The following is a 24,118-nucleotide window of genomic DNA, read 5'->3' on the forward strand; positions in this document are numbered from 1 at the left end:
TGATCGGGGCTCGACAATGCCGCGGTTCCCGAATGGTTCGGCTGATCGGATTGTCGGGTCGTGGACCGTTCGGCGCACGAAGGCGCCGCTTGACCCTCGTAGCCCGTTCGGCGCATTAGGGGCTGCTCACAAATCCCCCTGGGTGACATCCGCCTGTGCCGGGGCGGGCCGAAGACGTAACTTCCTCACATGTCGCCCAGGGTCGTCACCGCAGTCGTCGGTGTCGCGTTCTTCCTGGCCGGGATGCTGATCATGCTGCTGCCCCTGTCCGCGGACTCGCCGTCGGGCATCGGGGTCGCCTGCGGCAACAGCGTCGGCGTGGGGTTCGACCAGGCCGCCGTCGAGGCGGAGGGCGCGGCGTTCGTGCGGATCTGCGACCGGCTGCGCCGGGAGCGGCTGGTGTGGGCCGCACCGGTCACCGCGGTGGGGGCGGTGCTCGTGGTCGGGGCGCTCGAGGCGCGTCGGCGGTCGTCCAAGTAGCTACCTGCGAGTAGCTTCTACCGCATGACGTGGATGATCTACGGGGCCAACGGGTTCACCGGCACGCTCGTCGCGGAACTGGCGGTGCGCCGCGGGCTGCGGCCGGTGCTGGCGGGACGCGACGCCGCGAAGGTACGCCCCCTGGCCGAACGGCTGGGCCTGGAACACCGGGTCTTCGGCCTCGGTGACGCCGCGGGGGCGTTGGCGGACGTGGACGTGGTCGCCCACTGCGCGGGCCCGTTCGCGGCCACCTCGGGGCCGATGGTCGACGCCTGCCTCCGCAGCGGCACGCACTACGTCGACATCACCGGCGAGATCGACGTCTTCGAGGCCGTGAGCCGACGGGACGCCGACGCGAAGGCCGCCGGGGTGGTGCTGCTGCCGGGCGCGGGTTTCGACGTCGTGCCCACCGACTGCCTGGCCGCCATGCTGCACGAGGCGCTGCCCACGGCCACGCACCTCGACCTGGCGTTCCTGGTCCAGGGCGGCGCCAGCTCGGGCACGGCGATGACCGCCGTCGAGGGTTCGGGCGGCGGCAACCGCGTCCGGGAGGACGGCGTCCTCCGCTCCGTGCGGCTCGGCCACCGGCGCCGCACCGCCCACTTCCGCGACCGGCCGCGGCAGGTGGGCACGATCCCGTGGGGTGACGTGAGCACCGCCTACCGGTCCACCGGCATCCCGAACATCGCCACGTTCACCACGATCCCCGGCGTGCTGGGCACGCTCCAGCCGCTGACCGCGCCGCTGCTGCGCACCCCCGTGGCGCAACGGCTGGGCAGGGCGCTGGCCAAGCGCATCGGCGGGCCGGACGACGCCACCAGGGCCAGGACGCGCTGCCAGGTGTTCGGCGAGGTCTGGGACGCCGAGGGCAACCGGGTCCGGGCCGCGCTCACCGGGCCGAACGCCTACGACCTCACCGCCGACTCCGTGGTCAGGGCCGTCCAGCGCGTCCACGAGGTGACCCCGGGCGCGCACACGCCGTCCAGCGCGTTCGGAGCGGACTACGTCCGGGCGCTGGACGGCGTGGTGGTCGACGAGCCGACCTCAGCGGGCCGACAGCAGTGAGGTGATCTCCTGGGCCGCGCCGCCCGCTTCCAGCAGGTGGCGCAGGTTCTCCGGCAGCACGTCGCCGCGCTTCTGCACGGCCTGCGCGTACAGCCGGCCGGCGCGGTAGGACGAGCGGACCAGGGGACCGGCCATGACCCCGGAGAACCCGATGCCCTCGGCGGTCTCCTTGTGCACGACGAACTCCTCCGGCTTCACCCACCGCTCCACCGGGTGATGCCGGGGCGAGGGCCGCAGGTACTGCGTGATGGTGATGATCTCGCAGCCGGCGTCGTACAGGTCGCTCAACGCCTCGGTGACCTCGTCCGGCGTCTCGCCCATGCCCAGGATCAGGTTGGACTTCGTCACCAGGCCTGCCTCGCGGGCCGCGGTGATGACCTCCAGCGACCGCTCGTAGCGGAACGCCGGCCGGATGCGCTTGAAGATCCGCGGCACGGTCTCCAGGTTGTGCGCGAGCACCTCGGGCCGCGACGAGAACACCTCGGCCAGCTGCTCCGGCACCGCGTTGAAGTCCGGGATCAGCAGCTCGACGCCGGTGCCGGGGTTCATCGCGTGGATCTGGCGGACGGTCTCGGCGTACAGCCACGCGCCGCCGTCCTCCAGGTCGTCGCGCGCCACGCCGGTCACGGTCGAGTAGCGCAGCCCCATGGCCTGCACCGACTCCGCCACCCGCCGCGGTTCATCGCGGTCGAGGTCGGCGGGCTTGCCGGTGTCGATCTGGCAGAAGTCGCAGCGACGGGTGCACTGCTCGCCACCGATGAGGAAGGTGGCCTCCCGGTCTTCCCAGCACTCGTAGATGTTGGGACAACCGGCTTCTTCGCACACCGTGTGCAAGCCCTCGCGTTTGACCAGGCCCTTGAGCTCCCGGTACTCGGGGCCCATCTTCGCCTTGGTCTTGATCCACGAGGGCTTCTTCTCGATGGGCGTTTGGCTGTTGCGGACTTCCAGCCGCAGCAGCTTCCGACCTTCAGGTACGACGGTCACGGCTTCAACCCTACGTCACGAGGGGTCGGGTGCGACGCCCGTGAGCTTGGCCGTCAAGTCCCACAACCGGCTGGCCGCGAGGTCGTCGCGGGCGGCCGTGGTCGACCCGGCGGGGGCCGGGTGGCCACGCATCCCGCGGAAGCCGTCCGGCCCGTAGTAGCCGCCCGGCTCCGCGTCCGGCGACGTGGCCGCGTAGAGCTGCGGCAACGCCCCGACCTCGACGGACTGCGAGAAGAGGTCACCGATCCTGGCGCCGATCCCGAGCAGCGCGCTGCGCCGCGCGCGGGCCATGTTGGCGCTCAGCTCGGTGGCGGTGATGCCGGGGTGGGCAGCGACGGACGTCACGTCCACGCCGGCCGCGCGGGTGCGCCGGTCCAGCTCCCGGGCGAACAGCAGGTTGGCCAGCTTGGACTGCCCGTAGGCGCCCCACGGCGTGTAGCGGCGGGCCTCGTAGTTCGGGTCGGCCAGGTCGAGGCGGCCCGCCTGGTGGGCCAGGCTGGACACGGTGACCACGCGCGCGCCCGGTCGGGTGCGCAACGCGGGCATCAGCAGCCACGTCAGCGCGGCGTGGCCGAGGTGGTTGGTGCCGAACTGCCGCTCGAAGCCGTCGGCGGTGCGCCCGAACGGCACGGCCATCACGCCCGCGTTGTTGACCAGGACGTCCAGCGCGTCACCGGTGCGGTCGCGCACGAGCGAGGCGGCCCCGCGGACCGACGACAGGTCGGCCAGGTCGAGCTGCACCAGCTCGGCCGTGCCGCCGGTGGCGCGCACCCGCTCCAGCGCGCGCTGCCCGCGTTCGGGGGACCGGCACGCCAGCAGGACGCGCGCGCCCCTGCCCGCCAGCACCTCGGCGGTGCGCAGGCCCAGGCCCGAGTTGGCCCCGGTCACCAGCACGGTGCGCCCGCTCTGGTCCGGGATGTCGGCGGTGTCCCACTTGCGGGCGATCCACTTCGGCATGGCTCAATACCTACAGGCGATCAGGCGCTCTTGGCGAGCCGGCGGTGCCTGCCGGGCACGACCGCCGGCCGGGTGCGGACCAGGTTCGCGAACGCCGCGCCGACCCGGGCGATGTCCTCGCCCGGCTCGGACAGCTCGGCGAGGCCCGCGGTGAGCGCCAGCAGGCGCTGCTCGCGCTCGACGGCCTCGGGCGAGGTCAGGTGCGCGTCCAGCACCGCGCGCAGCACCGGCTGCTCGCTGGCGAGCGCCCGCCACGTGCGCGCGACGGTCTCGACGCGGTCGTCGCTGTCCTGCAACGCCGTGCCGAGCCGCCCGGTGAGCTGCTGCATCCAGCGGTAGTGCAGCGCCAGGAGCAGCTCGTCCTCGGAGGCGAACAGGTCGCGGTCGAACGCCAGGGGAGCCGCGGGGGCACCCGCCGCTGCGCGGAGCACGGCGTCCAGAGCGTCGCGCCGTCGGTAGAAGTCGGACCAACCCATGATCACGCCCTCCTGTCGTGGTGACCGGCGTCATACCCCAGGTCTGTGGCATACCGTCGGTATGGCCGATGGAGCGAACATACCACGGGTACGTACCGTCGGTATGTCGTACGGTTGTGAACGTGGTGACAGTGCGGTCGAGGCGGTTGGACTACTCGGAGTCGACGAGGCAGGCCCTCGTGGACAGTGCCGTGGAGCTGTTCACCAAACGGGGGTACGCGGGCACCTCGCTGGACGAGGTGGCCAAGCGGGCGCGGCTGACCAAGGGCGCGCTGTACCACCACTTCAGCGGCAAGCAGGCGTTGTTCGAGGCCGCCTTCGACTCGGTCGAGACGAAGTTCATGGAGCGGCTGGGCGAGATCGTCAGCGCGCCCGGAGACCCGTGGGAGACCGCGATCGAGGGCCTGCGCGCGTACGTCCGGGTCTGCCTGGAACCGGCCTACCAGCGGATCGTGATCCACGAGGCGCCGGTGGTGATGGGCTGGGAGCGCTGGCGCGAGGCCGAGGAGCACTTCAGCTACGGCCTGCTGCGCTCCACGATCGAGGTCCTGGTCACCTCCGGGGAGCTGGAGCAGCTGCCGGTGGAGACGATGAGCAGGCTGCTGTTCGGCGCGCTGTCGGCGGGCGCGAGCACGATCGCCGGCGCGTCCGACCCGCGCAAGGCCAGCGCCGAGGTCGAGCGCACCATCGTGCGGGTGGTCGAAGGGCTGCGGGTGTCCGAGGCGGCCCCGACCGCGCCTCCCGCGGAGGAGAAGCGGTCGCGCTCGCGCCGCCGCTGAGGCCGTCGCGCCCACGGCGTCGTCGAGGTCTTCGAGACGCTCGGATCGCGAGCCGGTCGCACGCACGACTAGCGTCGACGGGGTGGAACTCCGCATCTTCACCGAACCCCAGCAAGGCGCTGCCTACGACGACCTGCTGGCCGTGGCGCGCACCGCCGAGGCCGCCGGCTACGGCGCGTTCTTCCGCTCCGACCACTACCTCAAGATGGGCGACGTCGACGGCCTGCCCGGTCCGACCGACGCCTGGATCACCCTCGCCGGTCTCGCCCGCGACACGAAGACGATCCGGCTCGGCACGCTGATGACCGCCGCCACGTTCCGCCACCCCGGCCCGCTGGCCATCTCCGTGGCGCAGGTGGACCAGATGTCCGGCGGCCGGGTCGAGTTCGGGTTCGGCGCGGGCTGGTTCGAGGCCGAGCACACCGCGTACGGCCTGCCGTTCCCGTCCACGGTCGAGCGCTTCGAGCGGTACGAGGAGCAGCTGGAGATCATCACCGGCCTGTGGGGCACGCCGGTCGGGCAGACCTACGACTTCACCGGCGAGCACTACCGGCTGGCCGGCTCGCCCGCGCTGCCCAAGCCCGCGCACGACATCCCGGTGCTGGTCGGCGGCACGGGTCGCAAGCGCACGCCCGCGCTCGCGGCGAAGTTCGCCGACGAGTTCAACCTGCCGTTCCAGGACGCCGACACGGCCGTCGAGGTGCTCGCCCGGGTCGACGCGGCCTGCGAGGCCATCGGCCGCGACCCGGCGGACATCACCCGTTCCGCAGCGTTCGTGGTGTGCGTGGGGCGGGACGACGCGGAGGTCGCCCGGCGGGCCGGCGCCATCGGCCGCGAGGTGGACGAGCTGCGCCGCAACGGCCTGGCCGGCACGCCCGACGAGGTCGTGGACAAGCTCGGCGCGTGGCGGGAGCGGACCGGCATCAGCCGGGCCTACCTCCAGGTGCTCGACCTGGCCGACCTCGACCACGTGGAGTTCATCGCGGCCTCCGTCGCGCCTCAGCTGCGCAGCTGACCGGCGACGTCCGACGCGGCGGTGAGCAGGACGAGCACGGGGACGGTCGCGGCCGGCCGCAGCCGGTAGCTCCCGCGCTTGTCCTGCTCCACCACGCCGGACGCGGTCAGCGCCTTGAGGTGGTGGTAGAGCCTGCCGGTCGACCCGAGCCGGGCCGCCTCCTGCAACGCCGTCGAGGGCTGGGCGCCCCTGGTGAGCAGGGTGCGGACGATCTCCACCCGCACCGGGTGCGCCAACGCCGACAGCACCTCGACCCGCGGCCCGTCCGGCAGCGACCGCGCGCGGTCCGGGGTCGTGTCGGTCCGCCACCACACCGGGCCACCGCCCAGCGCGACCTGCCCGCCGGAGCCGTGCCGCTCAAAGCCGTAACCGCCGGAGTCGGGGCCGCCGGGACCGTGCTCGCCGTCGTCGCCCGCCGCGGGCAACGGCAGCGCCCCGCGCCCGTCGCCCTCCAGCGCGGCCACGCGCTGTTCCAGCTCGGCAAGTCGCTGCACCAGGTCCACCGCGGTGATCCTACGAGAGGCTCACCTGGAATTCGCGCAGGACAGCGGGCTCCACCAGGGCCGTTCGGACCAACCCGGCGAGCTCCTCCGCCCGCGCGGACCACGCCTCGTCGACCTCGCGGGTCAGGACGACCGCACCGCCCACCCGGCCGTCCTCCCGCCGCACGCCGACGCCGACCGCGACGACCCCCGGCAGCGACCCGACCACCGGATCGTCGAGCGACGCGCCGGTCAACGCCCGGTGCACCTCCGCCGCCGTCCCGGCCCACGTCCCGCGCGCCCACGAGCGCCGGCCCTCGTACGCCTTCGGCACGTCGGGGAACCGCCCGAGCACCTCCAGCCGCAGCCGCGGATCACCCAGGTACCGCTCGACCTCCACCGCACGCCCCAGCACCAGCCGCAACACCTCGGTCGAGAACGCGGGCACGGCCACCCCGAGCCGCTGCCGCAGCCAGTCGCCGGCCGCGTAGTCGCCGTGCCGGACCACCACCGACACCAGCTGCTCGACCGTCACGAACCGCTGCGGCTCGTCGGCCGTCACGCCGTTCGTGCTCGCGATCCCCAACGCCCTCAGCGCCGCCTGATGCGCGCCACCGTCCAGCCCGAGGAAGTACTGCTCCCAGTCCGCGACGCGCACCCGCTCCCGCGGTCCGAGGCCGCTCGCGGCGTACGCCGCCAAGTGCTCGACGTGCCGCACCGACGCCAACGGCTGCCGCTCGTGCGGCCGGTGCACGACCCGCCCGCCCCGCCCGTCGTCCAGCACCGCGGCCACGTGCCGCCGGTTGGCGCGCAGCCAGCCGAACCAGCCGTCCGGCTCGGCCGCCGCGGTGCCGGGTAACAGCGTGGCGGCGCCGGCGACCCCGCAGGCGCGGAACAGGTTCCGTCGGGTCAGGAGCACGACGAATCTCCCCCTCTGGTAGTCCGTAATTCCGGAACCCTAGAGGGGGAGTGCGTCGGCTGTCAGCCCGTCTGCACCGCGAACGTCACGCCGGCGGCGACCGGCTCCGGGCGGGCCAGCGTGCGCTCGGTCAGCGGCAGGTCGCCGTTCAACGCGTCCACGACCGCCCGGCGCGCGAGCGGCAGCACCTCGGCCACGGTCACGTCACGGCCCAGCTCGTGCGACAGCGACGCCACCCCGGCGTCCCGGATGCCGCACGGGATGATGTCGCCGAAAGCGCCCAGGTCGGCGTTGCAGTTGATCTCGAACCCGTGCATGGTGACGCCGCGCTGCACCCGGATGCCGATGGCCGCGACCTTGCGCTCGCCGCCCTTGTCGTCGGCCGGGATCCACACGCCGCTGCGGCCCTCGACCCGACCCGTGCGCACGCCGAGCTGGTCGCACACGTGGATCAGCGCCTGCTCCAGGCGGCGCACGTACTGCACCACGTCCAACGGCTCGGCCAGCCCCACGATCGGGTAGCCGACCAGCTGACCCGGGCCGTGCCAGGTGATCTTGCCGCCCCGGTCCACGTCGATGACCGGGGTGCCGCCGCCGCGGGGTCGCTCCTCGGGCTCGGTGCGCCGACCGCACGTGTAGACGGGCGGGTGCTCCAGCAGCAGCATCGTGTCGCCGGACGTGCCCTCGGCGCGTGCCTCCGCGAGTCGGCGTTGCAGGTCCCACGCGGCCAGGTAGTCGACGGTGCCCAGCTCACGCACCTCGATCGGGTCCGTCGAGGCGCGGCAGGAAAGGTCAGGACTGCTCACGTCTCGACAGTACGCCCACGGGCAGCAGCCCCAGGGCACGGCCGACGAGCAGGCCCACGCCCACCACGGCCAGCACCGCGCCGACCGTGTCGGTGAACCAGTGCATCTCCAGCACGACCCGGCTGGCGGCCGTGAGCACCACCGCCGTGCAGGCCAGCACGACGGCGAGCCGGAGGTGCCGACGGGCGAGCCACGCGCACAGCACCACACCGGTGAACGCGACCGAGGTGACCGCCGTGACGTGCCCGCTCGGGTAGGCCCACTTCGGGAAGTCGACCGGGCGGACCCGCCGGAAGGCGTAGCGGGCGAACAACGTGGCCCAGCAGACCGCCAGCAGCACGGCGGACCGCGCGATCAGCGGGTCCTTCGCCAGCAGCGCCCGCAGCGCCAGCGACACCAGCGCGATCGTGGCCAACCCGGGGCTGAGCACGAAGCTGACCACCGCCGCCGAGTGCACGAAGTCCGGTCCGAGGTGGACCGCGGCCAGGTGCAGCTCCCGGTCCAGGGCCGGCGGCTCGTCGCGGACCGTGAAGCCCAGGACCGCCGAGGCCAGCACCAGCAGGACGCCGAGCAGTACGCCGATCACCCCTCGACGGCCGCCGCCACGGCGGCTCCGAGCGCGGGGTGCAGGAACTGGAAGCCGCGCTGTTCGAGCACCCGCGGCACGGCGCGTTGACCGGCGAGCAGACCTTCCTCGGCCATGTCGCCCAGCACCGCCCTCAACGCGAACGCGGGCGCGACCCACGGCGTCGGCCGGTGCAGGGCGTGACCGACCGTCCGGGTGAACTCGGCGTTGGTGACCGGGCTGGGGGAGGTGATGTTCACCGGGCCCGAGACGTCGTGCTCGACCACGAACCGGATGGCCGCGACGGCGTCGTCCAGCGAGATCCACGGCATGTACTGGCGGCCGTCACCGAAGCGCGTGCCGAGGAAGAGCGAGAACAGCGGCTTGATCCTGCCGAACAGGCCGCCGGACGGGCCGATGACCAGGCCCGTGCGCATCCGCACCACGCGGGCGTGCGCGTCGGCGGGCCCGGTCGCGGCCTCCCACTGGCGGCACAACCCGGCCAGGAAACCGCTGCCCGACGGGCTCGTCTCGTCGACGACCTCGTCACCGGTGTCGCCGTAGTAGCCGATCGCACTGGCGTTGACCAGCACCGGGACGCCGCGCTCGGCCACGGCCGCGGCCAGCACCTCCGTCGGCACCGTGCGGCTGTCCAGCAGCACCTGCTTGCGCGCGTCGCTCCACCGCTTGTCCCCGACGCCCGCGCCGCAGAGGTTCACCACCGCGTCCACGCCGTCCAGCGCCCCGGCGTCGATCCGGCCGGCGGGCGGGTCCCAGCCGCGCTCGTCCGGCGCGGACGGCCGCCGGCGCACCAACCGCAGGACCTCGTGCTCGGCGCCGCGCAGCGCGGCGACCAGACTGGTGCCGATCAAGCCCGACGACCCCGCGATGACAACGCGCATGCGTTGATCGTCTCGCAGCCGGGGGCCGGTTGCACAGCGGCGGACGTGTCACCCCCACCACGCCGAAGGCCGCCCCCGGCGAACCGGGAGCGGCCTTCGAGGTCGTGGGGCCTTACAGACCCAGGTCCGCCTCGAACGAGCCCTCTTCCAGCCGGTTCTTCACCGTGGTGAGGAAGCGGCCCGCGTCGGCGCCGTCGACCAGCCGGTGGTCGTAGGTCAGCGCGAGGTAGGCCATGGACCGGATGGCGATCGTGTCGTCGCCGTTCTCGTCCGTGATCACCACCGGCCGCTTCTTGACCACGCCCACGCCCAGGATGCCGACCTGCGGCTGCTGGATGATCGGGGTGTCGAACAGCGCGCCGTTGCTGCCCAGGTTGGTCAGCGAGAACGTGCCGCCGGTCAGCTCGTCCGGGGTGAGCTTGTTGGCCCGCGCCCGCGCCGCCAGGTCACCGATCTTGTGCGACAGGCCGGCCAGGTTCAGGTCTCCCGCGTTCGCGATGACCGCGTTGAGCAGACCACGCTCGGTGTCGATCGCGATGCCCAGGTGCTCGGCACCGTGGTAGACGATCTCCTTCTTCTCCTCGTCGATGGAGGCGTTGAGCACCGGGTGCTGCTTGAGCGCCTCGACCGCCGCCTTGGCGAAGAACGGCAGGAACGTCAGCTTCGTGCCCTCGCGCTGCTCGAACGCCGCCTTGGCCCGGTTGCGCAGCCGGGCGATCTTGGTGACGTCCACCTCGAACACCTGGGTCAGCTGCGCCGAGACCTGCAACGACTCGCGCGTGCGCTGGGCCACGATCTGCCGCAGCCGGGGCAGCTTCTGCACCGTGCCGCGCTTGCCGCTGGTGTCCGCCGGGGCGGAGGCGACCCGCTGGGCGGGCGCGGACGCCTGCGCGGCGGCGGGCTTGGGCGCCTCCTCCTTCGGGGCCTTCGCGGCCTCGACGGCGGCCAGCACGTCCTGCTTGCGGATCCGGCCGCCCACGCCGGTGCCCTTCAGCGTGGACAGGTCGATGCCGTTCTCCGACGCGAGCTTGCGCACCAGCGGCGTCACGTACGGGGCGCCGTTGGCCGACTCCTCGGACGAGGACTCCTGCTTGGGCGCCTCCTGCTGGGGGGCCTGCTGCTGGGGGGCCTGCTGCTGGGGAGCCTCCTGCTGGGGAGCCTCTTGGGCGGGGGCGGGCTTCGGCGCCTCCTGGGCGGGAGCCGGCTTCGGGGCTTCCTGCGAGGGGGCGGGCTTCGGGGCTTCCTGCGCGGCGGGCGCGGGCGAACCCGAACCGATCACCGCGAGCTGACCGCCGACCTCGACGGTCTCGTCCTCACCCGCGCTGATCTCCAGCAGGGTGCCCGCCACCGGCGACGGGATCTCGGTGTCGACCTTGTCGGTGGACACCTCCAGCAGGGGCTCGTCGACCTCGACCGAGTCCCCGACGGCCTTGAGCCACCGGGTCACGGTGCCCTCGGTGACGCTCTCGCCCAGCGCGGGCATGGTCACCGGGGTGCCCTCGGCCGCGCCACCACCGGACTGGGCCGGCGCCTCGGCGGGAGCCGGTGCGGCCTCGGCCTGAGGTGCGGGCTCGGGTGCGGACTGCGGCTCCGGCTGGGCCTCCTCGGCCGGCGCGGTGGCGTCACCGGCGGACGAGTCGGACGACGAATCGGAGGACCCGGAGTCGGAGCCGTCACCGATGACGGCGAGCTCGGCGCCGACCTCGACGGTCTCGTCCTCCTGGGCGACGATCTTCTGGAGCACACCCGCCGCGGGCGACGGGATCTCGGTGTCGACCTTGTCGGTGGACACCTCCAGCAAGGGTTCGTCGACCTCGACGCGGTCACCCTCCTGCTTCAACCAGCGGGTGACCGTGCCCTCGGTGACGCTCTCGCCGAGTGCGGGCATTTGGACGGAGAAGGCCATCGTTCGCTGACTCCTCGTGCGTGGGTCGGTGATCGGCTGACTGGGGTGCGACGGTCAGCCGTGCACGTGCAGCGGCTTGCCGGCCAGGGCGAGGAAAGCCTCGCCGAGGGCTTCTGTCTGGGTCGGGTGGGCGTGGATCAGCGGAGCCACGTCCTCGGGGTAGGCCTCCCAGCTGTAGATGAGCTGGGCCTCACCGATCAGCTCGCCGACCCGCTCACCGACCATGGTGACACCGACCACCGGGCCGTCGGGCGCCTTCACGAGCTTGACACCCCCGGCGGTCTTCAGGATCTGGCTCTTGCCGTTGCCCGCGAGGTCGTAGACGAACGTCTCCGCGGAACCGTACTTCTCCTTGGCCGCGGCCTCGGACAGGCCGACCGAGGCGACCTCGGGCTTGCAGTAGGTGACGCGGGGGATGCCCGCCTCGTCGATCACCTTGGGGTTGAGCCCGGCGATGTCCTCCGCGACGAAGATGCCCTGCTGGAAGCCGCGGTGCGCGAGCTGCAGGCCGGGCACGATGTCACCGACGGCGTAGACGCCGGGCACGCTGGTGCGCAGCCGCTCGTCGGTGATCACGAAGCCGCGCTCGACCCTGACGCCCGACTCCTCGTAGCCGTGGCCCGCGGTGTTGGGGCCGCGGCCGACGGCGACCAGCAGCAGGTCGGCCTCCAGCACGTCGCCGGACTCCAGCGTGACCGACACACCCGAGTCGTCCTGGGTCGCGCCGGTGAACTTCACGCCGGTCTTGAACTTGATGCCGCGGCGGCGGAACGCGCGCTCCAGTTGCTTGGACGCGTACTCGTCCTCGGCGGGGACCAGGCGGGGCAGCGCCTCGACGATGGTCACCTCCGCGCCGAAGGAGGCCCACACGCTGGCGAACTCGACGCCGATGACGCCGCCGCCGAGCACGACGACCTTCTCCGGGATGAAGTCCAGGTTGAGCGCCTGGTCGCTGGTGATGACCCGGCCGCCGATCTCCAGGCCCGGCAGGCTGCGCGCGTACGAACCGGTCGCCAGGACGACGTTCTTGCCGGTGTAGCGCTGACCGTCCACCTCGACGGTGTTCGGGCCGACGAACGTGCCCGCGCCCTCGACCAGCGTCACCTTGTTGGCCTTGACCAGGCCCTGCAGGCCCTTGTACAGCCGGCCGACCACGCCGTCCTTGTACGAGTTCACGCCCGCGATGTCGATGCCCTCCAGCGAGGACTTCACGCCGAACTGGTCACCCTCGCGCGCGTTGTCCGCGACCTCCGCCGCGTGCAGCAGCGCCTTGGTCGGGATGCAGCCGCGGTGCAGGCACGTGCCCCCCAGCTTGTCCTTCTCGACCAGGATGACGGACAGGCCTAGCTCGGCCGCGCGGAACGCGCAGGCGTAGCCGCCCGAGCCGCCACCGAGGATCACAAGGTCGGCGGAGGTGTCGGTCACGGGTTCTCCCTGGAGAGCTTGATGCCTTACTCCGCGCGGGTGCGCGCGTGTGGTTGCCATCTTGTCACTACCGTGCGAACGACGGCGACGCGGTGTCCTGTTGGGATGATTTGGCCCCGCCTTCACACGCCCGCCGGCACCATGGTCGCCAGAAGTCCCGGCAGGAGGTGGCCCGGTGGGCCTGTTCGACCGTTTCCGCAGGAAGCAGCGCCCCGGTGTGCTGCGCTCGGCCACGACCACGGACACCGGCCACCTCGAGCGGTGGGCCGCCGAGCGCCGGGGAGTGGAAGCCTACGTCGAGCCGAAGACGACCGTGACGGAAACCACGATCGTGTTCGTCGCGCACGACGGCGAGTGGACGCGTCGCCGGATCGACGGCACGGAGGGCGCCAAGCGCCTGGCCAAGAAGCTGCAGATCCCGATCTACGACGCGGGCATCGTGGGCTACCCCAAGCGGATGCGCGAGTACTCGCGGCGCAAGGGTCGGTCCTAGCGCGGTCCGGCACCGCCCAGGCCGTCCCACAGGGCGGTGACCAGGGCTTCCGGGTCGGTCGGCCGGTCGGCGAAGAAGCCGAGGAACGTCTGGTAGTGGCACGCGCCGAGGAGCAGGTCCGCGACCGCCTCCGGGTCGGCGCCCGCCGGTAGCCGGCCCAGCGACCGTTCCGCCTCCAGGTACCGCACGAGCATCCGCGGCACCATCGCCGGCCCCGTGCCGTGCACCTTCAGCGCCTCGCGGTGCGCGGCCAGCAGCGCCGGCTCGGAGAAGATCGACGCGGCGATCGGGAACGTCTCGGCGTAGAACGCCATCGCGGCCCGCGCGATGTCGATCAACGTCCGCCGCACGTCGCCGCGCCCGGCCTCCAGGCCCGTCAGCAGGGTGTGCAGGCCGCTCGGCGTCCGCTCCCTCAGCACGGCCAGGAACAGGTCGGTCTTGTCCGCGAAGTGCTTGTACAGCGCCGCTTCCGAGAAGCCCGCCTCCTTGGCGATCTCCTTGGTGGTCGTCCGCGCCAGCCCTTTCGTGCGCATGACGTGTGCCGCCGCGTCGAGCATGCGGTCGCGTGTGCCCATGGCGCTACCCTAGAGGTTAGTAAGTACTCACCAACCGAAGGGCGCGGCATGAGGATCACCGTCTTGGGGGCCAGCGGGGGTACCGGCGCGAAGGTCGTCGAGCTGGCGCGGGAGGCCGGTCACGAGGTCACCGCGATCGTGCGCACGCGCAACGGCCGGGACACCGTCGCGGACGTGATGGACCCCGACTCGCTCGGCCCGCACGTCGCCGGGGCGGACGCCGTCGTGTCGGCCATCGGCTCGCGGTCGGCGCGCAGGCCGACGTCCGTGCAGACCGACAGCACCGCGGCCCTGGTCGTGGCCATGAAGACGCGCGGGGTGGGCCGGCTCGTCGTGGTGAGCAACAGCGGCATGGTGACCGACGGTGACGGCCCGTTCAGCCGTCACCTGGTCAAGCCGGTCCTGCGCCGGGTGCTCAAGCACCCGTGGGACGACATGGCGCGGATGGAGGAGGTCGTGCGCGGCAGCGGTCTGGAGTGGACGATCCTGCGCCCGCCGCAGCTGACCGACGGGCCGCGCACGGACGCGTTCCGCACCGCCGTGGACACCAACGTGAGGGGTGGCACGAGGGTGTCCCGGGCCGACCTGGCGGCGCTCGTGCTGCGCTGCCTGGCCGACCCGGGAACCGCGGGACACGCGATCAGCGTCGCGAACTAGCGGCTGGTCGCGGTCCGATCAGCCGTTGGCCGCGATGTCGGCGAGCACCGCCGCCAGGGTGCGCACCGGGACGCCGGTGCCGCCCTTGGTGGTGTAGCCGTACGGACCGCCGGTGTGGAACGACGGGCCGGCCACGTCGATGTGCGCCCACGTGACGCCCTCGGCCACGAACTCCCGCAGGAACACGCCCGCGGTGAGCATGCCGCCGAACCGGTGGCCGGAGACGTTCGCGATGTCGGCCACCCGCGAGTCCAGGTCGCCGCGCAGCTCGTCCGGCAGCGGCATGGCCCACGCCTGCTCGCCCACGGCGCGGCCGAGCGCGGCCACCCGGTCGCGGAACGCGTCGGTGCCCATGACGCCGGACGTCCGCTTGCCCAGCGACACGACCTGCGCGCCGGTCAGCGTGGAGGTCTCGATCAGGTAGTCCGGGGCGTCCTCGCAGGCGCGCACGATCGCGTCGGAGAGGATCAGCCTGCCCTCGGCGTCGGTGTTGAGCACCTCGACGGTCTTGCCGCCGTACATGGTCAGCACGTCACCGGGCCGGTAGGCGGTGCCCGACGGCATGTTCTCCGCCATCGGCGCCCACGCGGTCACCTCCAGCGGGAACTTGAGCTTCGCCGCCAGCACGACGGTGGCGATGACGGCCGCCGCGCCGCCCATGTCCGAGGTCATCTCGTCCATGCCCGCGGCGGGCTTGATGGAGATGCCGCCGGTGTCGAAGGTGATGCCCTTGCCGATCAGCGCGACCTTCTTGCCCGCCTTCGGGCCGCGGTAGGTGATGCGCACCAGGCGCGGGGGACGGCTGGAGCCGCCGCCGACGCCGAGGATGCCGCCGAAGCCCTGCTTGCGCAGCGCCTTCTCGTCCAGCACCTCGACCTCCAGCCCCTCGGCCTTGGCCAGGGCGGCGGCGCGGTCCGCGAACGACGCCGGGAACAGGTCGTTCGGCGGGGTGTTGACGAAGTCGCGGGTCGCGGTGACGGCCTCCGCGATCGCGGTGGACGCCTTGAGCGTCGCGCGGTGGGCGCGGATGTTGCCCTCGGCCGGCGCGACGAAGTCGACGCGCGCGACCGGGCCGTCGCCCTTGTTGGACTTGTAGGCGGTGAACGAGTACGCGCCCATCACGGTGCCCTCGACGGCGGGGCCGAGGTGCAGCGCGGACAACGTGCTGACGGCGCGCTTCTTGCCGGCCAGCGCGCGGGCCGCGGCACCGGACGCGCGGCGCACCTGGTCCTCGGTGACCGAGCCGTCGTCGGCGGGCTTGCCCAGGCCCACGGCGAGCACGACGCGCGCGCCGATCTTGCCGAGCGCGGGTGCGGAGACGACCTCCTCGGCCTTGCCGCTCGCGCCCACGGCGTCGAGCAGGTCCAACAGGCCGCCGTCGAACGCGGCGGCGACCGCCTCGGACCCGGCGGCGAGGGCGAGGCCGTCCGGTCCCTGGACTGTGCCCACCACCACGGCGTCGGCGGTGGTGCTGCTCGGGTCACTGTCGGTGATGGCCAGCTTCGGCGCGGTCACTGCGGCTCCTTGACGGGGTCCTCCCGGCGCTTCCTGGTCGTGCGGCGGGATCGGGGTGGATCGTGACGAATGCTAAAGGTCTTGTTCACACCCATGTCCGTCGCACCTTCGATCGCAATGAGTAACAATTAACACGAATGGGGGTCAACCGGCCGGGCGTTCGCAGTCACCTGGATGATCTGCGACTGTGTACCGGTGACAATCACGCTCCGTGCGGGGGCCGTGGCACTCGCTCTCGGCGCGACCCTGGGCGCCGGTGTCTTCACCGGGTTCGCCCCGGCTGCGGCCGTCGCGGGTCCCTGGTTCCTCCCCGGCCTGGTCCTGGCCGCGCTGGCCGCGCTGTGCTGCGCCTACTCGACCGCCGACCAGCACCGCGCCTACCCCGACGCGCCCGGCGGCTACGCCTACATCCGCAACCAACTGGGCCCGTGGCCCGCGCGCATCGGCGCGAGCGCCCACCTGGTCGGCAGAGCGGGCATGGCGGCCGCGCTGGTCGGGGTGTTCGGCGCGTACGTGGTCCCGGAGCACCGCGTGCTGGCGGCGTGCGGCCTCATCGCGGTGACGGCGGCGCTCGGCGCGGCGGGCTTCCGGTGGACCACCGGTCTGAGCGTGGCCGCGGTGGCCGTGGTGCTCGGCGTGCTCGCGCTGGTCGTGCTGGTGTGCTTCTCGGTCGCGCCGCCGGACAACGTCGCCGCCGAGGTGGTCGACGCGCCCGGTTTCGAGGGGGTGATGAGCGCGTCGCTGCTGTTGTTCGCCGCGTTCGTCGGCTTCGAGCGGATCACCGCGCCCAACGCCGGTGACCAGGTCTTCTCCGCCCGCGTGCTGCGCGTCGCGGTGCCCGTGGCCATCGGCCTGACGCTGCTGGTGACCGTCGCCGTCGGTGTGGCGGTGCTGCGCCAGCTCGGATCGGCCCGCCTGGCGCTGTCGCCCGCGCCGCTGCGGGACGCGCTGGTCGTCGCGGACGGTCGCTGGCTGCTGCCCGTGCTCGGGCTCGGTGCGGCCGTCGCCGCCGTGTCCTGCCTGTTCTTCGTGCTCGCGTCGGCCCGGCGCACGCTCGTCGGCCTGACCGAGACCGGCGACCTGCCGCAGATCCGCGCCGGCTGGCCGCTGGAGGTGGTGAGCGCGGCGCTGGCCGTCCTCGGCGTGGTGGCGCTGCCGCCGTCGACCGCGCTGGCGGTGGGCGCGTGCGGCACGGCGTTCTACTACGGCTTCACGAACGCATCGGCGCGCGTGCTGCTCCAGGAGGACCGGACGTGGCCGATGCGCACGGCGTGCCTGGGGCTCGGCCTGTCCGTGCTGCTGGCGATGAGCGCACCCGCCGACGCCCTCGTCATCACCGGCGTCGCGCTCGCTCTGGGTACCGGGTTGCTCGCTCTGGGTCGCGTGCGGCAGGCCGTCGGCTAACCCGTCCGGATGGTAGGAGGTCCGAGCGTCGGGACAGCGATTTTCCGACGTCCCACTGGCGGCTATCGTGCTGCCATGACGACCGCGTTGCCTTTCACCCGGACCCCCAACCCGCAGCCGGCGACCCCGGAGCGCGTTGCGGAGGTACTCGCGAAGCCGGGCTTCGGGCAGCACTTCACCGACCACATGGTGACGATCCGCTGGAACCAGGAGCAGGGCTGGCACGACGCCGTCGTCGAGCCCTACCGCCCGCTGGAGCTGGACCCGGCGGCCATGGTGCTGCACTACGGCCAGGCGATCTTCGAAGGGCTCAAGGCCTACCGCCAGCCCGACGGTTCGATCGCCTCCTTCCGCCCCGAGGCGAACGCCGAGCGCTTCCGCGCGTCGGCCCGCCGCATGGCGATGCCCGAACTGCCCGACGAGCTGTTCCTCGGATCGCTGCGGGAACTGCTGGCCGTCGACGAGCGGTGGGTGCCCGCCATCCCCGAGGAGTCGCTGTACCTGCGGCCGTTCCTGTACGCCACCGAGAAGGGGCTGGGCGTGCGGCCGTCGAAGGAGTACCTGTACGTGCTCATCGCCTCGCCGGCGGGCTCGTACTTCAGCGGCGGGTTGAAACCGGTGACGGTGTGGCTGTCGACCGAGTACGTGCGCGCGGCGCCGGGTGGCACGGGTGCGGCGAAGTTCGCGGGCAACTACGCGGCGTCACTGGTGGCGCAGGCGCAGGCCGCCGAGCAGGGCTGCGACCAGGTCGTGTGGCTGGACGCGGTGGAGCGCCGGTGGGTCGAGGAGATGGGCGGGATGAACCTGTTCTTCGTCCTCGGCACCGGTGACGACGCCCGCGTGGTGACGCCGGAGCTGTCCGGCGCGTTGCTGCCGGGCATCACGCGCGACTCGTTGCTGCAGCTGGCGTCGGACTTCGGGCTCGGGGTCGAGGAGCGGCGGTTCTCCACCGAGGAGTGGGAGAAGAAGGCCGACTCCGGTGAGCTGACCGAGGTGTTCGCCTGCGGCACGGCCGCCGTGATCACGCCGGTCGGGCACGTAAAGCACGCCGAGGGCGAGTTCAGCGTGTCCGGTGGCCGCACGGGCGACGTGAGCATGAAGCTGCGCAACCACCTGACCGGCATCCAGCAGGGCCTGGTCCCGGACACCCACCACTGGATGACCCGCCTCACCTGATCGCGCGAGAGTCCTACCTCCACGCCGCGAGAGTCCTACCTCCAGACCTCGCGTGTCCTACGTTCGGAACGTGCGTGTCCTACGTTCGCGCACCCCGAGTTGAATGCTCACGACGGACGGCCGTGCGCTGAGCGTTCAACTCAGGTGTCCTGAACGTAGGACTCTCGCGGTCTGAACGTAGGACTCTCGTGGTCTGGAGGTAGGACACGCGGGTTGGTCAGAGGGTGGCGACGGCCAGAACGGTCAGGGTGGCGGTTTCGCAGGCCGCGCCCAGGACGTCGCCGGTGATGCCGCCGAACCGCTTCCCGGTGTGGCGGATCAGCAGGGCGACGAGAGCGCCGGCCAGGACCACGCCGACCGGGCCGCGCCACGGGTCCACGAAGAAGCCCGCCACGGCCAGGACCGCCCACCACGCGACGGCCGTCCACCGCGGTTGGGTGCCCGCCACCAGGGCACCCAGGCCTTCCGGGCGCGCGGCCGGCACGCCGCGCAGGCAGCACAGCACGAACGCGGCCCGCCCGGCGGTCAGCGCCAGCAGCACCGCACCCCACCCGACGAGCGGGAACGCGGCGGCCTCGGCGCCCAGCACCACGATCAGCGCCACCACCGCGAACGGCCCCGCGCCACCGTCCTTCATCACGGCCAGCGCGCGCTCCGGCGGCCCGTAGCACCCCAAACCGTCGGCGGTGTCGGCCAACCCGTCCAGGTGCATGCCGCGCGTCGCCAGCGCCAGGAACCCGACGACCAGGAAACCGGCCACCGGACCGGGCAGCGGCAGCGCGAGCAGGCCCACCACCGCCGCACCCAGCAGCAACCCCACGAGCGGCGCGAACGCGATGGCCCGCCGTGCCGCCCGCGCGTCGACCTCACCGGAGCCGACGCGGACGGGCAGCACCGTCAGCCAGGACAACGCCAACCGCATCAGGCGGGTCCGGAGACGCCCGCGCTGTCGAAGGTCGCCATCTCGGCCAGCACCCGGGTCGCCATCACGACCAGCGGCAGCGCCGCCACCGCGCCGGAACCCTCACCGAGCCGCATGTCGAACTCCAGCAGCGGGTCCAGGCCCAGGTGCCCCAGCGCCAACGCGTGCGCGGGCTCCACCGAGCGGTGCCCGGCCACCCACCAGTCACGCGCACCGGGCGCCATCTCCTCCGCGACGATGGCCGCCGCACCGACCACCACGCCGTCCAGCACCACGGGCGTCTTGCGCACCGCCGCCTGCGCCAGGAACCCGGCCATCGCGGCGATGTCCGCGCCCGACGCGGCGGCCAGCAGCGCCACCGGGTCGCTGATCACCGGCCGGGCCCGGCGCAGCGCGTCCCGGATCGCGGCGGTCTTGCGCATCCAGCCCTGGTCGTCGATGCCCGTGCCGCGACCGACCACGGCCACCGGCTCGGAGCCGGTCAGCGCGGCGATCAGCACCGCCGCCGGGGTCGTGTTGCCGATGCCCATGTCACCGGCGATGAGCAGGTCCGCGCCGCCGTCGACCTCGTCGTCCACCAGCTTGCGGCCGATCTCGACCGCCCGCTCGGCCTCGTCGAGCGTCAGCGCGTCCTCGCGGTCGATGGACCCGGAGCCGCGGCGCACCTTGAAGTCACCGACCGGGGTGTCGGAGTCGACCGCCAGGTCCACCACGCGCACCGTCGCGCCCGCCACGTTCGCCAGCACGTTCACCGCCGCGCCGCCCGCGAGGAAGTTAGCCACCATCTGCCCGGTGACCTCGCTCGGGTACGCCGACACGCCGTGCTGGGCGACACCGTGGTCACCCGCGAACAGCACCACCCGGGGCCGGGTGAACGGCCGGGGCGGGCACTCGCCCTGGCACGCCGCCACCCAGGCGCCGAGCTCCTCCAACCTGCCCAGCGAGCCGACGGGCTTGGTGAGCACGGCGTGCCGGGCGAGCGCCTCGGTGCGCACGTGCTCACTGGGCGGCACTACGGGAGGGAACTCCCTGGCGGGGAACTCGACGGTCACCGACTACCTCCGGGTCAACGCAGTCGCAGGGGGATTCCGGCGACGACCAGCAGCACCTCGTCGCAGACCTCGGCCAGCCGCGCGTTGAGCGAGCCGAGGTGATCGCGGAAGAGCCTGCCAGAGTGGGTGCTGGGCACGACGCCGAGGCCGACTTCCGCGGACACGAGCACCAGCCGGGCGCGCGTCCCCCCGACCGCCCGGACCAACGCGGCGCACTCGTCCTCGACCTGCCCGATGCCGTGGCCCTCCCACGCGCCCGCGTCGTCCAACGCGCCCGCCAGCCACGTGGCCAGGTCGTCCACCAGGATCGGCGGGTCGGTGTCCCGGGTGGCGGTGAGCAGGGCGATCAGGTCGCTGGGCGCGGGCGCCTCCACCGTCGTCCACGTCGTCGGGCGGCGGGCGACGTGCTGGGCGATCCGCAGCTCCCAGTCGGCGTCATCGGGGTAGCGCCGGGCGGTGGCGACGTAGGTCACCACGTCCTCCGTGAGGAGCCCCTCGGCGTGCGCCGACTTGCCCGAGCGCGCGCCGCCCAGCACCAGTGTCCGACGCGTCACACCGCACCCCATCTGTTCCGGGAGGACATAGCCTGACCGGGAACGTTACCCGCAGCGCGCAGCGGAGGAGGCCGTCGTGGAGTACCGGTGGCGGTACCAGGACGAGCAGGGCCACGAGGTCGACGGCCCGCTGGTCGGGTTCCCCGACCAGACGGCCGCCGAGGACTGGTTCGGCGCGGAGTGGGCGGGGCTGCGGGAGGCGGGCGTCGCGCAGGTGACGCTGCTGCGCGACGAGTCCGAGGTCTACGGCCCGATGTCCCTCGCCCCGGCCGAGTAGACCGGGGCGGGGGCACGCGTCACGGGGTGACGGTGAACCGCGGGTCGGACTCCACGACGCCCTCGAGCACGTCGTCGATCTTCTTCAGCAGCTCGTCCTCCAGCTTCACGCCGGCGGCCTTCACGTTCTCGTTCACCTGCTCGGGGCGGGACGCGCCGATGATCGCGCTGGCCACGTTCGGGTTCTGCAGCGTCCACGCGACGGCGAGCTGGGCCAGCGACAGACCGGCCTCCTCGGCCAGCGGCTTGAGCTGCTGGACCTTCTCCAGCACCTCGTCGCGCAGGAAGCGCTGGATGAACTTCGAGCCGGTCTCGTCGGTCGCCCGCGAGCCCTCGGGCAGCGGCTGACCGGGCAGGTACTTGCCGGTCAGCACGCCCTGGCCGATGGGGGACCAGACGATCTGGCTGATGCCCTCGCGCTCGGAGGTCGGCACGACCTGCGACTCGATGACGCGCCACAGCATCGAGTACTGCGGCTGGTTGGAGATGAACGGGACGTTCAGCTCGCGCGCCAGCGCCGCGCCGCGGGCGATCTGGTCGGCGTTCCACTCGGAGACGCCGATGTAGAGCGCCTTGCCCTGCCGCACGACGTCGGCGAAGGCGAGCATCGTCTCCTCCAGCGGCACCGACTTGTCGTACCGGTGGGCCTGGTAGAGGTCGACGTAGTCGGTCTGGAGGCGCTCCAGCGAGCCGTTGATCGACTCCATGATGTGCTTGCGCCCGAGGCCCTTGTCGTTCGGGCCGCCGGGGCCGGTCGGCCAGAAGACCTTCGTGAAGATCTCCAGCGACTCGCGCCGCTGACCGGCCAGCGCGCGGCCCAGCACCGACTCCGCCTTGGTGTTGGCGTAGACGTCGGCGGTGTCGAACGTGGTGATGCCCGCGTCCAGGGCCGCCCGGACGCACGCGGTCGCCTGGTCCTCTTCGACCTGGGAACCGTGGGTGAGCCAGTTGCCGTACGAGATCTCGCTGATGTTCAGGCCACTGCGGCCGAGGCGTCGGAACTCCATGTGGCCGAGTCTAGTGAGAACTCGTTCGGCAAGCTAATGAACTCCCGGCGGCAGACGTGGAGCGACCCCCGGCGCAGGGGGACGCGCAGGGGGTCACGGCGGTCTGCGCCGCACCGGGCGCGTGCCACGCAGCAGCTCGAGGAGCCGGATCGCGTGTTGGCGACCCTCTTTGTCCGCTCGGAGAGACCAGACAACCACGACCAGCTGCGTGAGATACCGGAGCGTCACGACCGCGCCCACAACCCCACCCACTTGCACGACCTCGTTGGTCATGGCGCCACCTCCACATTTCGTGCGGGCCGGGATCGGCACGCACGCACGTGGGGCACGAGGGGCTCCCCCGACCGCTGAGCCGGGAGAGCCCCCCGCCCTCCCCCTGGTGGAACGGACGAGCCGTCCCGTGGGGGTGACGCATGGGCGAGGGGTTGTGGTCGTCTTCAGGATGCCCACCGGGACGCCCGGTGGCAACCATCCGATCGTGGTGCCGCCCGCGAGCGGTCAGATGCGGTCGCCCGGGCTCACCCGGGGCTTGGGCACGCGCAGGCGGCGCAGCTGGCTGGCGCGGATGAACGAGTACCAGCCGATGGACAGGCCCCGGGTGGTGTCCTTGGGGAACTTCGCCCGCACGCGCTTGACCACCATGCGGCCCAGCACGACGCCCTCGACGATCATCGCCAGCAGCATGAACGTGGTCAGCAGGGTCGCGTACTGCTGGATCGCGGGCATCGGCACGAGCAGCGCGACGAACACCAGGATGGCCAGCGGCATGAACAGGCCCATGAGGTTGCGGCGCGAGTCGACCACGTCGCGGATGTAGGCCTTCACCGGGCCGCGGTCGCGGGGCAGGAGGTACTTGTCCTCGCCCGCCATCATCCGCTGCCGGCGCTCGACCGCCGCCGCGCGGCGCTCCTCCTTCGACACCTTGCTCCCGCGCGCCCGCTTCAACGCCTCGCGCTGCGTCTTCGGCGGCGGCGGCACGGGGCCGCGCCGCTTGCCCTCCGCCTCACGACGCTTCGGCGTGGGCCGCCCCTTGCCGGGGGTGCGCGACGGGTCGGCCGGGTTCACCTCCGCGGTGGCGTCCTCGGCGGTGGTCTCGGCGGCTTCGTCGGCGTTGCGGCGCAGGAACCTCACCGCACCAGACTAGGAGATGACCCGATAAGTACTGTTCGCCAGGTGCGAGTTGTTATTGCGCCGGACTGCTTCGGCGGAACGCTGACCGCGCGGGAGGTCGCCGAGGCCGTGGCCGAGGGCTGGCGCCGCACCGCACCCGACGACGAGCTCCACCTGCGCCCGCTGGCCGACGGCGGTCCCGGTTTCGTGGACGTCCTGCACACCGCCCTGGGCGGCTCGCTCCACGCGACGACCGTCACCGGCCCGCTCGGCACGCCCGTCGAAGCGCGGTGGCTGGAGCACGACGGCACCGCCTACGTCGAGTCCGCCCAGGCCTGCGGCCTGCACCTCATCCCGTCCGACGAGCGCCCGCGCACGGCCGAGACCGCCACCACCAGGGGCGTCGGGGAGTTGCTCAACGCGGCCGGCGACGCCGGCGTTCACACGATCGTGGTCGGCCTGGGCGGTTCGGGCACCACGGACGGCGGCGAGGGCCTGCGCGAGACCGCCCGGCCCGTGACGGCCCGGCTCGTGGCCGCCGCCGACGTGGAGAACCCCCTCCTGGGCCCGCACGGCGCCGCGCGCACGTTCGGCCCGCAGAAGGGCGCGTCACCGG

At 72.7% G+C, this 24,118-nt stretch carries 27 protein-coding genes; 10 read left to right on the top strand and 17 right to left on the bottom strand.

Annotated elements, in window-relative coordinates; translation table 11 throughout:
* The first annotated feature begins 189 nt into the window (after positions 1–189).
* Together AB0G02_RS03935 and AB0G02_RS03940 are read left to right on the top strand one after the other, a co-directional pair.
* Positions 190–480, top strand: a complete 291-nt coding sequence (locus AB0G02_RS03935; protein WP_360788938.1) for a hypothetical protein — start codon at positions 190–192, stop codon at positions 478–480.
* A 24-nt stretch (positions 481–504) separates the two neighbouring features.
* The gene (locus tag AB0G02_RS03940; protein WP_360788940.1) at positions 505–1,545 is read left to right on the top strand and encodes a saccharopine dehydrogenase NADP-binding domain-containing protein; all 1,041 of its coding nucleotides are present in this window, start codon (positions 505–507) and stop codon (positions 1,543–1,545) included.
* On the opposite strand, the gene lipA is transcribed toward AB0G02_RS03940, so the two are convergent.
* Genes lipA through AB0G02_RS03955 form a run of 3 tightly spaced genes read right to left on the bottom strand, consistent with a single transcriptional unit; the run spans position 1,525 to position 3,962 of the window.
* Positions 1,525–2,529 carry a lipoyl synthase gene (lipA, locus tag AB0G02_RS03945; protein ID WP_360788943.1) on the bottom strand — a complete coding sequence of 335 codons (1,005 nt, stop codon included), beginning with the start codon at positions 2,527–2,529 and terminating at the stop codon, positions 1,525–1,527. The genes AB0G02_RS03940 and lipA overlap by 21 nt on opposite strands.
* Before the next feature lie 15 nt (positions 2,530–2,544).
* Positions 2,545–3,486, bottom strand: a complete 942-nt coding sequence (locus tag AB0G02_RS03950) for an oxidoreductase (protein ID WP_360788946.1) — start codon at positions 3,484–3,486, stop codon at positions 2,545–2,547.
* 20 nt (positions 3,487–3,506) lie between these two features.
* On the bottom strand, positions 3,507–3,962 hold the full coding sequence (locus AB0G02_RS03955; RefSeq protein ID WP_360789006.1) for a hypothetical protein: 456 nt from the start codon (positions 3,960–3,962) through the stop codon (positions 3,507–3,509).
* A 131-nt stretch (positions 3,963–4,093) separates the two neighbouring features.
* Between AB0G02_RS03955 and AB0G02_RS03960 the strand changes: the two genes are divergently transcribed.
* The gene (locus AB0G02_RS03960; RefSeq protein WP_360789009.1) at positions 4,094–4,741 is read left to right on the top strand and encodes a TetR/AcrR family transcriptional regulator; all 648 of its coding nucleotides are present in this window, start codon (positions 4,094–4,096) and stop codon (positions 4,739–4,741) included.
* An 82-nt stretch (positions 4,742–4,823) separates the two neighbouring features.
* Positions 4,824–5,756 (top strand): LLM class F420-dependent oxidoreductase, encoded by a 933-nt coding sequence (locus AB0G02_RS03965; RefSeq protein WP_360788948.1) that lies wholly within the window; start codon positions 4,824–4,826, stop codon positions 5,754–5,756.
* Here the strand turns inward: AB0G02_RS03965 and AB0G02_RS03970 are convergent.
* The 7 genes from AB0G02_RS03970 to lpdA form a co-directional block, all read right to left on the bottom strand.
* Positions 5,741–6,259 (bottom strand): helix-turn-helix domain-containing protein, encoded by a 519-nt coding sequence (locus tag AB0G02_RS03970; RefSeq protein WP_360788951.1) that lies wholly within the window; start codon positions 6,257–6,259, stop codon positions 5,741–5,743. The two genes, AB0G02_RS03965 and AB0G02_RS03970, sit on opposite strands and share 16 nt — an antisense overlap.
* Before the next feature lie 10 nt (positions 6,260–6,269).
* Positions 6,270–7,157 (bottom strand): hypothetical protein, encoded by an 888-nt coding sequence (locus tag AB0G02_RS03975; protein ID WP_360788954.1) that lies wholly within the window; start codon positions 7,155–7,157, stop codon positions 6,270–6,272.
* 62 nt (positions 7,158–7,219) lie between these two features.
* Entirely contained in the window at positions 7,220–7,963 is a 744-nt protein-coding gene (gene lipB, locus AB0G02_RS03980; RefSeq protein WP_360788956.1) for a lipoyl(octanoyl) transferase LipB, read from the bottom strand.
* A complete protein-coding gene (locus tag AB0G02_RS03985; protein ID WP_360788959.1) occupies positions 7,950–8,549 on the bottom strand; it encodes a phosphatase PAP2 family protein in 600 nt (199 codons plus the stop codon). Before AB0G02_RS03985 ends, lipB begins: the two co-directional genes overlap by 14 nt.
* Positions 8,546–9,430 (bottom strand): TIGR01777 family oxidoreductase, encoded by an 885-nt coding sequence (locus tag AB0G02_RS03990; RefSeq protein ID WP_360788962.1) that lies wholly within the window; start codon positions 9,428–9,430, stop codon positions 8,546–8,548. Before AB0G02_RS03990 ends, AB0G02_RS03985 begins: the two co-directional genes overlap by 4 nt.
* Positions 9,431–9,542: 112 nt before the next feature.
* The gene (sucB, locus tag AB0G02_RS03995; RefSeq protein ID WP_360788965.1) at positions 9,543–11,336 is read right to left on the bottom strand and encodes a 2-oxoglutarate dehydrogenase, E2 component, dihydrolipoamide succinyltransferase; all 1,794 of its coding nucleotides are present in this window, start codon (positions 11,334–11,336) and stop codon (positions 9,543–9,545) included.
* 54 nt (positions 11,337–11,390) lie between these two features.
* On the bottom strand, positions 11,391–12,761 hold the full coding sequence (gene lpdA, locus AB0G02_RS04000) for a dihydrolipoyl dehydrogenase (protein WP_360788968.1): 1,371 nt from the start codon (positions 12,759–12,761) through the stop codon (positions 11,391–11,393).
* Between the two features lie 175 nt (positions 12,762–12,936).
* Here lpdA and AB0G02_RS04005 point away from each other — a divergent pair, with 175 nt between their 5' ends.
* Positions 12,937–13,254 carry an oxidoreductase gene (locus tag AB0G02_RS04005; RefSeq protein ID WP_360788970.1) on the top strand — a complete coding sequence of 106 codons (318 nt, stop codon included), beginning with the start codon at positions 12,937–12,939 and terminating at the stop codon, positions 13,252–13,254.
* On the opposite strand, the gene AB0G02_RS04010 is transcribed toward AB0G02_RS04005, so the two are convergent.
* The gene (locus AB0G02_RS04010; RefSeq protein WP_360788973.1) at positions 13,251–13,829 is read right to left on the bottom strand and encodes a TetR/AcrR family transcriptional regulator; all 579 of its coding nucleotides are present in this window, start codon (positions 13,827–13,829) and stop codon (positions 13,251–13,253) included. The two genes, AB0G02_RS04005 and AB0G02_RS04010, sit on opposite strands and share 4 nt — an antisense overlap.
* 48 nt (positions 13,830–13,877) lie before the next feature.
* On the opposite strand from AB0G02_RS04010, the gene AB0G02_RS04015 reads away from it, so the two are divergent.
* Positions 13,878–14,486, top strand: a complete 609-nt coding sequence (locus AB0G02_RS04015; protein ID WP_360788976.1) for an NAD(P)H-binding protein — start codon at positions 13,878–13,880, stop codon at positions 14,484–14,486.
* Between the two features lie 18 nt (positions 14,487–14,504).
* On the opposite strand, the gene AB0G02_RS04020 is transcribed toward AB0G02_RS04015, so the two are convergent.
* Positions 14,505–16,001: a leucyl aminopeptidase gene (locus AB0G02_RS04020; protein ID WP_360788979.1), complete on the bottom strand. Its 1,497-nt coding sequence runs from the start codon at positions 15,999–16,001 to the stop codon at positions 14,505–14,507.
* A gap of 222 nt (positions 16,002–16,223) precedes the next feature.
* Here AB0G02_RS04020 and AB0G02_RS04025 point away from each other — a divergent pair, with 222 nt between their 5' ends.
* Together AB0G02_RS04025 and AB0G02_RS04030 are read left to right on the top strand one after the other, a co-directional pair.
* Positions 16,224–17,405: an amino acid permease gene (locus AB0G02_RS04025; protein ID WP_360788981.1), complete on the top strand. Its 1,182-nt coding sequence runs from the start codon at positions 16,224–16,226 to the stop codon at positions 17,403–17,405.
* Between the two features lie 75 nt (positions 17,406–17,480).
* The gene (locus AB0G02_RS04030) at positions 17,481–18,581 is read left to right on the top strand and encodes a branched-chain amino acid aminotransferase (protein ID WP_360788983.1); all 1,101 of its coding nucleotides are present in this window, start codon (positions 17,481–17,483) and stop codon (positions 18,579–18,581) included.
* A gap of 217 nt (positions 18,582–18,798) precedes the next feature.
* On the opposite strand, the gene AB0G02_RS04035 is transcribed toward AB0G02_RS04030, so the two are convergent.
* The 3 genes from AB0G02_RS04035 to cobU are packed head-to-tail and all read right to left on the bottom strand — an operon-like array spanning position 18,799 to position 21,109.
* Positions 18,799–19,503, bottom strand: a complete 705-nt coding sequence (locus AB0G02_RS04035; RefSeq protein WP_360788986.1) for an adenosylcobinamide-GDP ribazoletransferase — start codon at positions 19,501–19,503, stop codon at positions 18,799–18,801.
* A complete protein-coding gene (gene cobT / locus AB0G02_RS04040; protein ID WP_360788989.1) occupies positions 19,503–20,555 on the bottom strand; it encodes a nicotinate-nucleotide--dimethylbenzimidazole phosphoribosyltransferase in 1,053 nt (350 codons plus the stop codon). The genes AB0G02_RS04035 and cobT overlap by 1 nt, the downstream gene beginning before the upstream one ends.
* Positions 20,556–20,569: 14 nt before the next feature.
* Entirely contained in the window at positions 20,570–21,109 is a 540-nt protein-coding gene (cobU, locus tag AB0G02_RS04045; protein WP_360788991.1) for a bifunctional adenosylcobinamide kinase/adenosylcobinamide-phosphate guanylyltransferase, read from the bottom strand.
* Positions 21,110–21,185: 76 nt separating this feature from the next.
* Between cobU and AB0G02_RS04050 the strand changes: the two genes are divergently transcribed.
* On the top strand, positions 21,186–21,386 hold the full coding sequence (locus tag AB0G02_RS04050) for a hypothetical protein (protein ID WP_360788994.1): 201 nt from the start codon (positions 21,186–21,188) through the stop codon (positions 21,384–21,386).
* A 19-nt stretch (positions 21,387–21,405) separates the two neighbouring features.
* On the opposite strand, the gene AB0G02_RS04055 is transcribed toward AB0G02_RS04050, so the two are convergent.
* Together AB0G02_RS04055 and AB0G02_RS04060 are read right to left on the bottom strand one after the other, a co-directional pair.
* Complete coding sequence (locus tag AB0G02_RS04055; protein ID WP_360788997.1) at positions 21,406–22,392, bottom strand: aldo/keto reductase family protein; 987 nt, start codon at positions 22,390–22,392, stop codon at positions 21,406–21,408.
* Between the two features lie 498 nt (positions 22,393–22,890).
* Positions 22,891–23,523 (bottom strand): DUF3043 domain-containing protein, encoded by a 633-nt coding sequence (locus tag AB0G02_RS04060; RefSeq protein WP_360789000.1) that lies wholly within the window; start codon positions 23,521–23,523, stop codon positions 22,891–22,893.
* A 42-nt stretch (positions 23,524–23,565) separates the two neighbouring features.
* On the opposite strand from AB0G02_RS04060, the gene AB0G02_RS04065 reads away from it, so the two are divergent.
* On the top strand, positions 23,566–24,118 hold a 553-nt coding region (locus AB0G02_RS04065), incomplete at its 3' end, for a glycerate kinase (RefSeq protein ID WP_360789003.1).

It is taken from the genome of Actinosynnema sp. NPDC023658, from assembly GCF_040639995.1.
Lineage (GTDB): Bacteria > Actinomycetota > Actinomycetes > Mycobacteriales > Pseudonocardiaceae > Actinosynnema.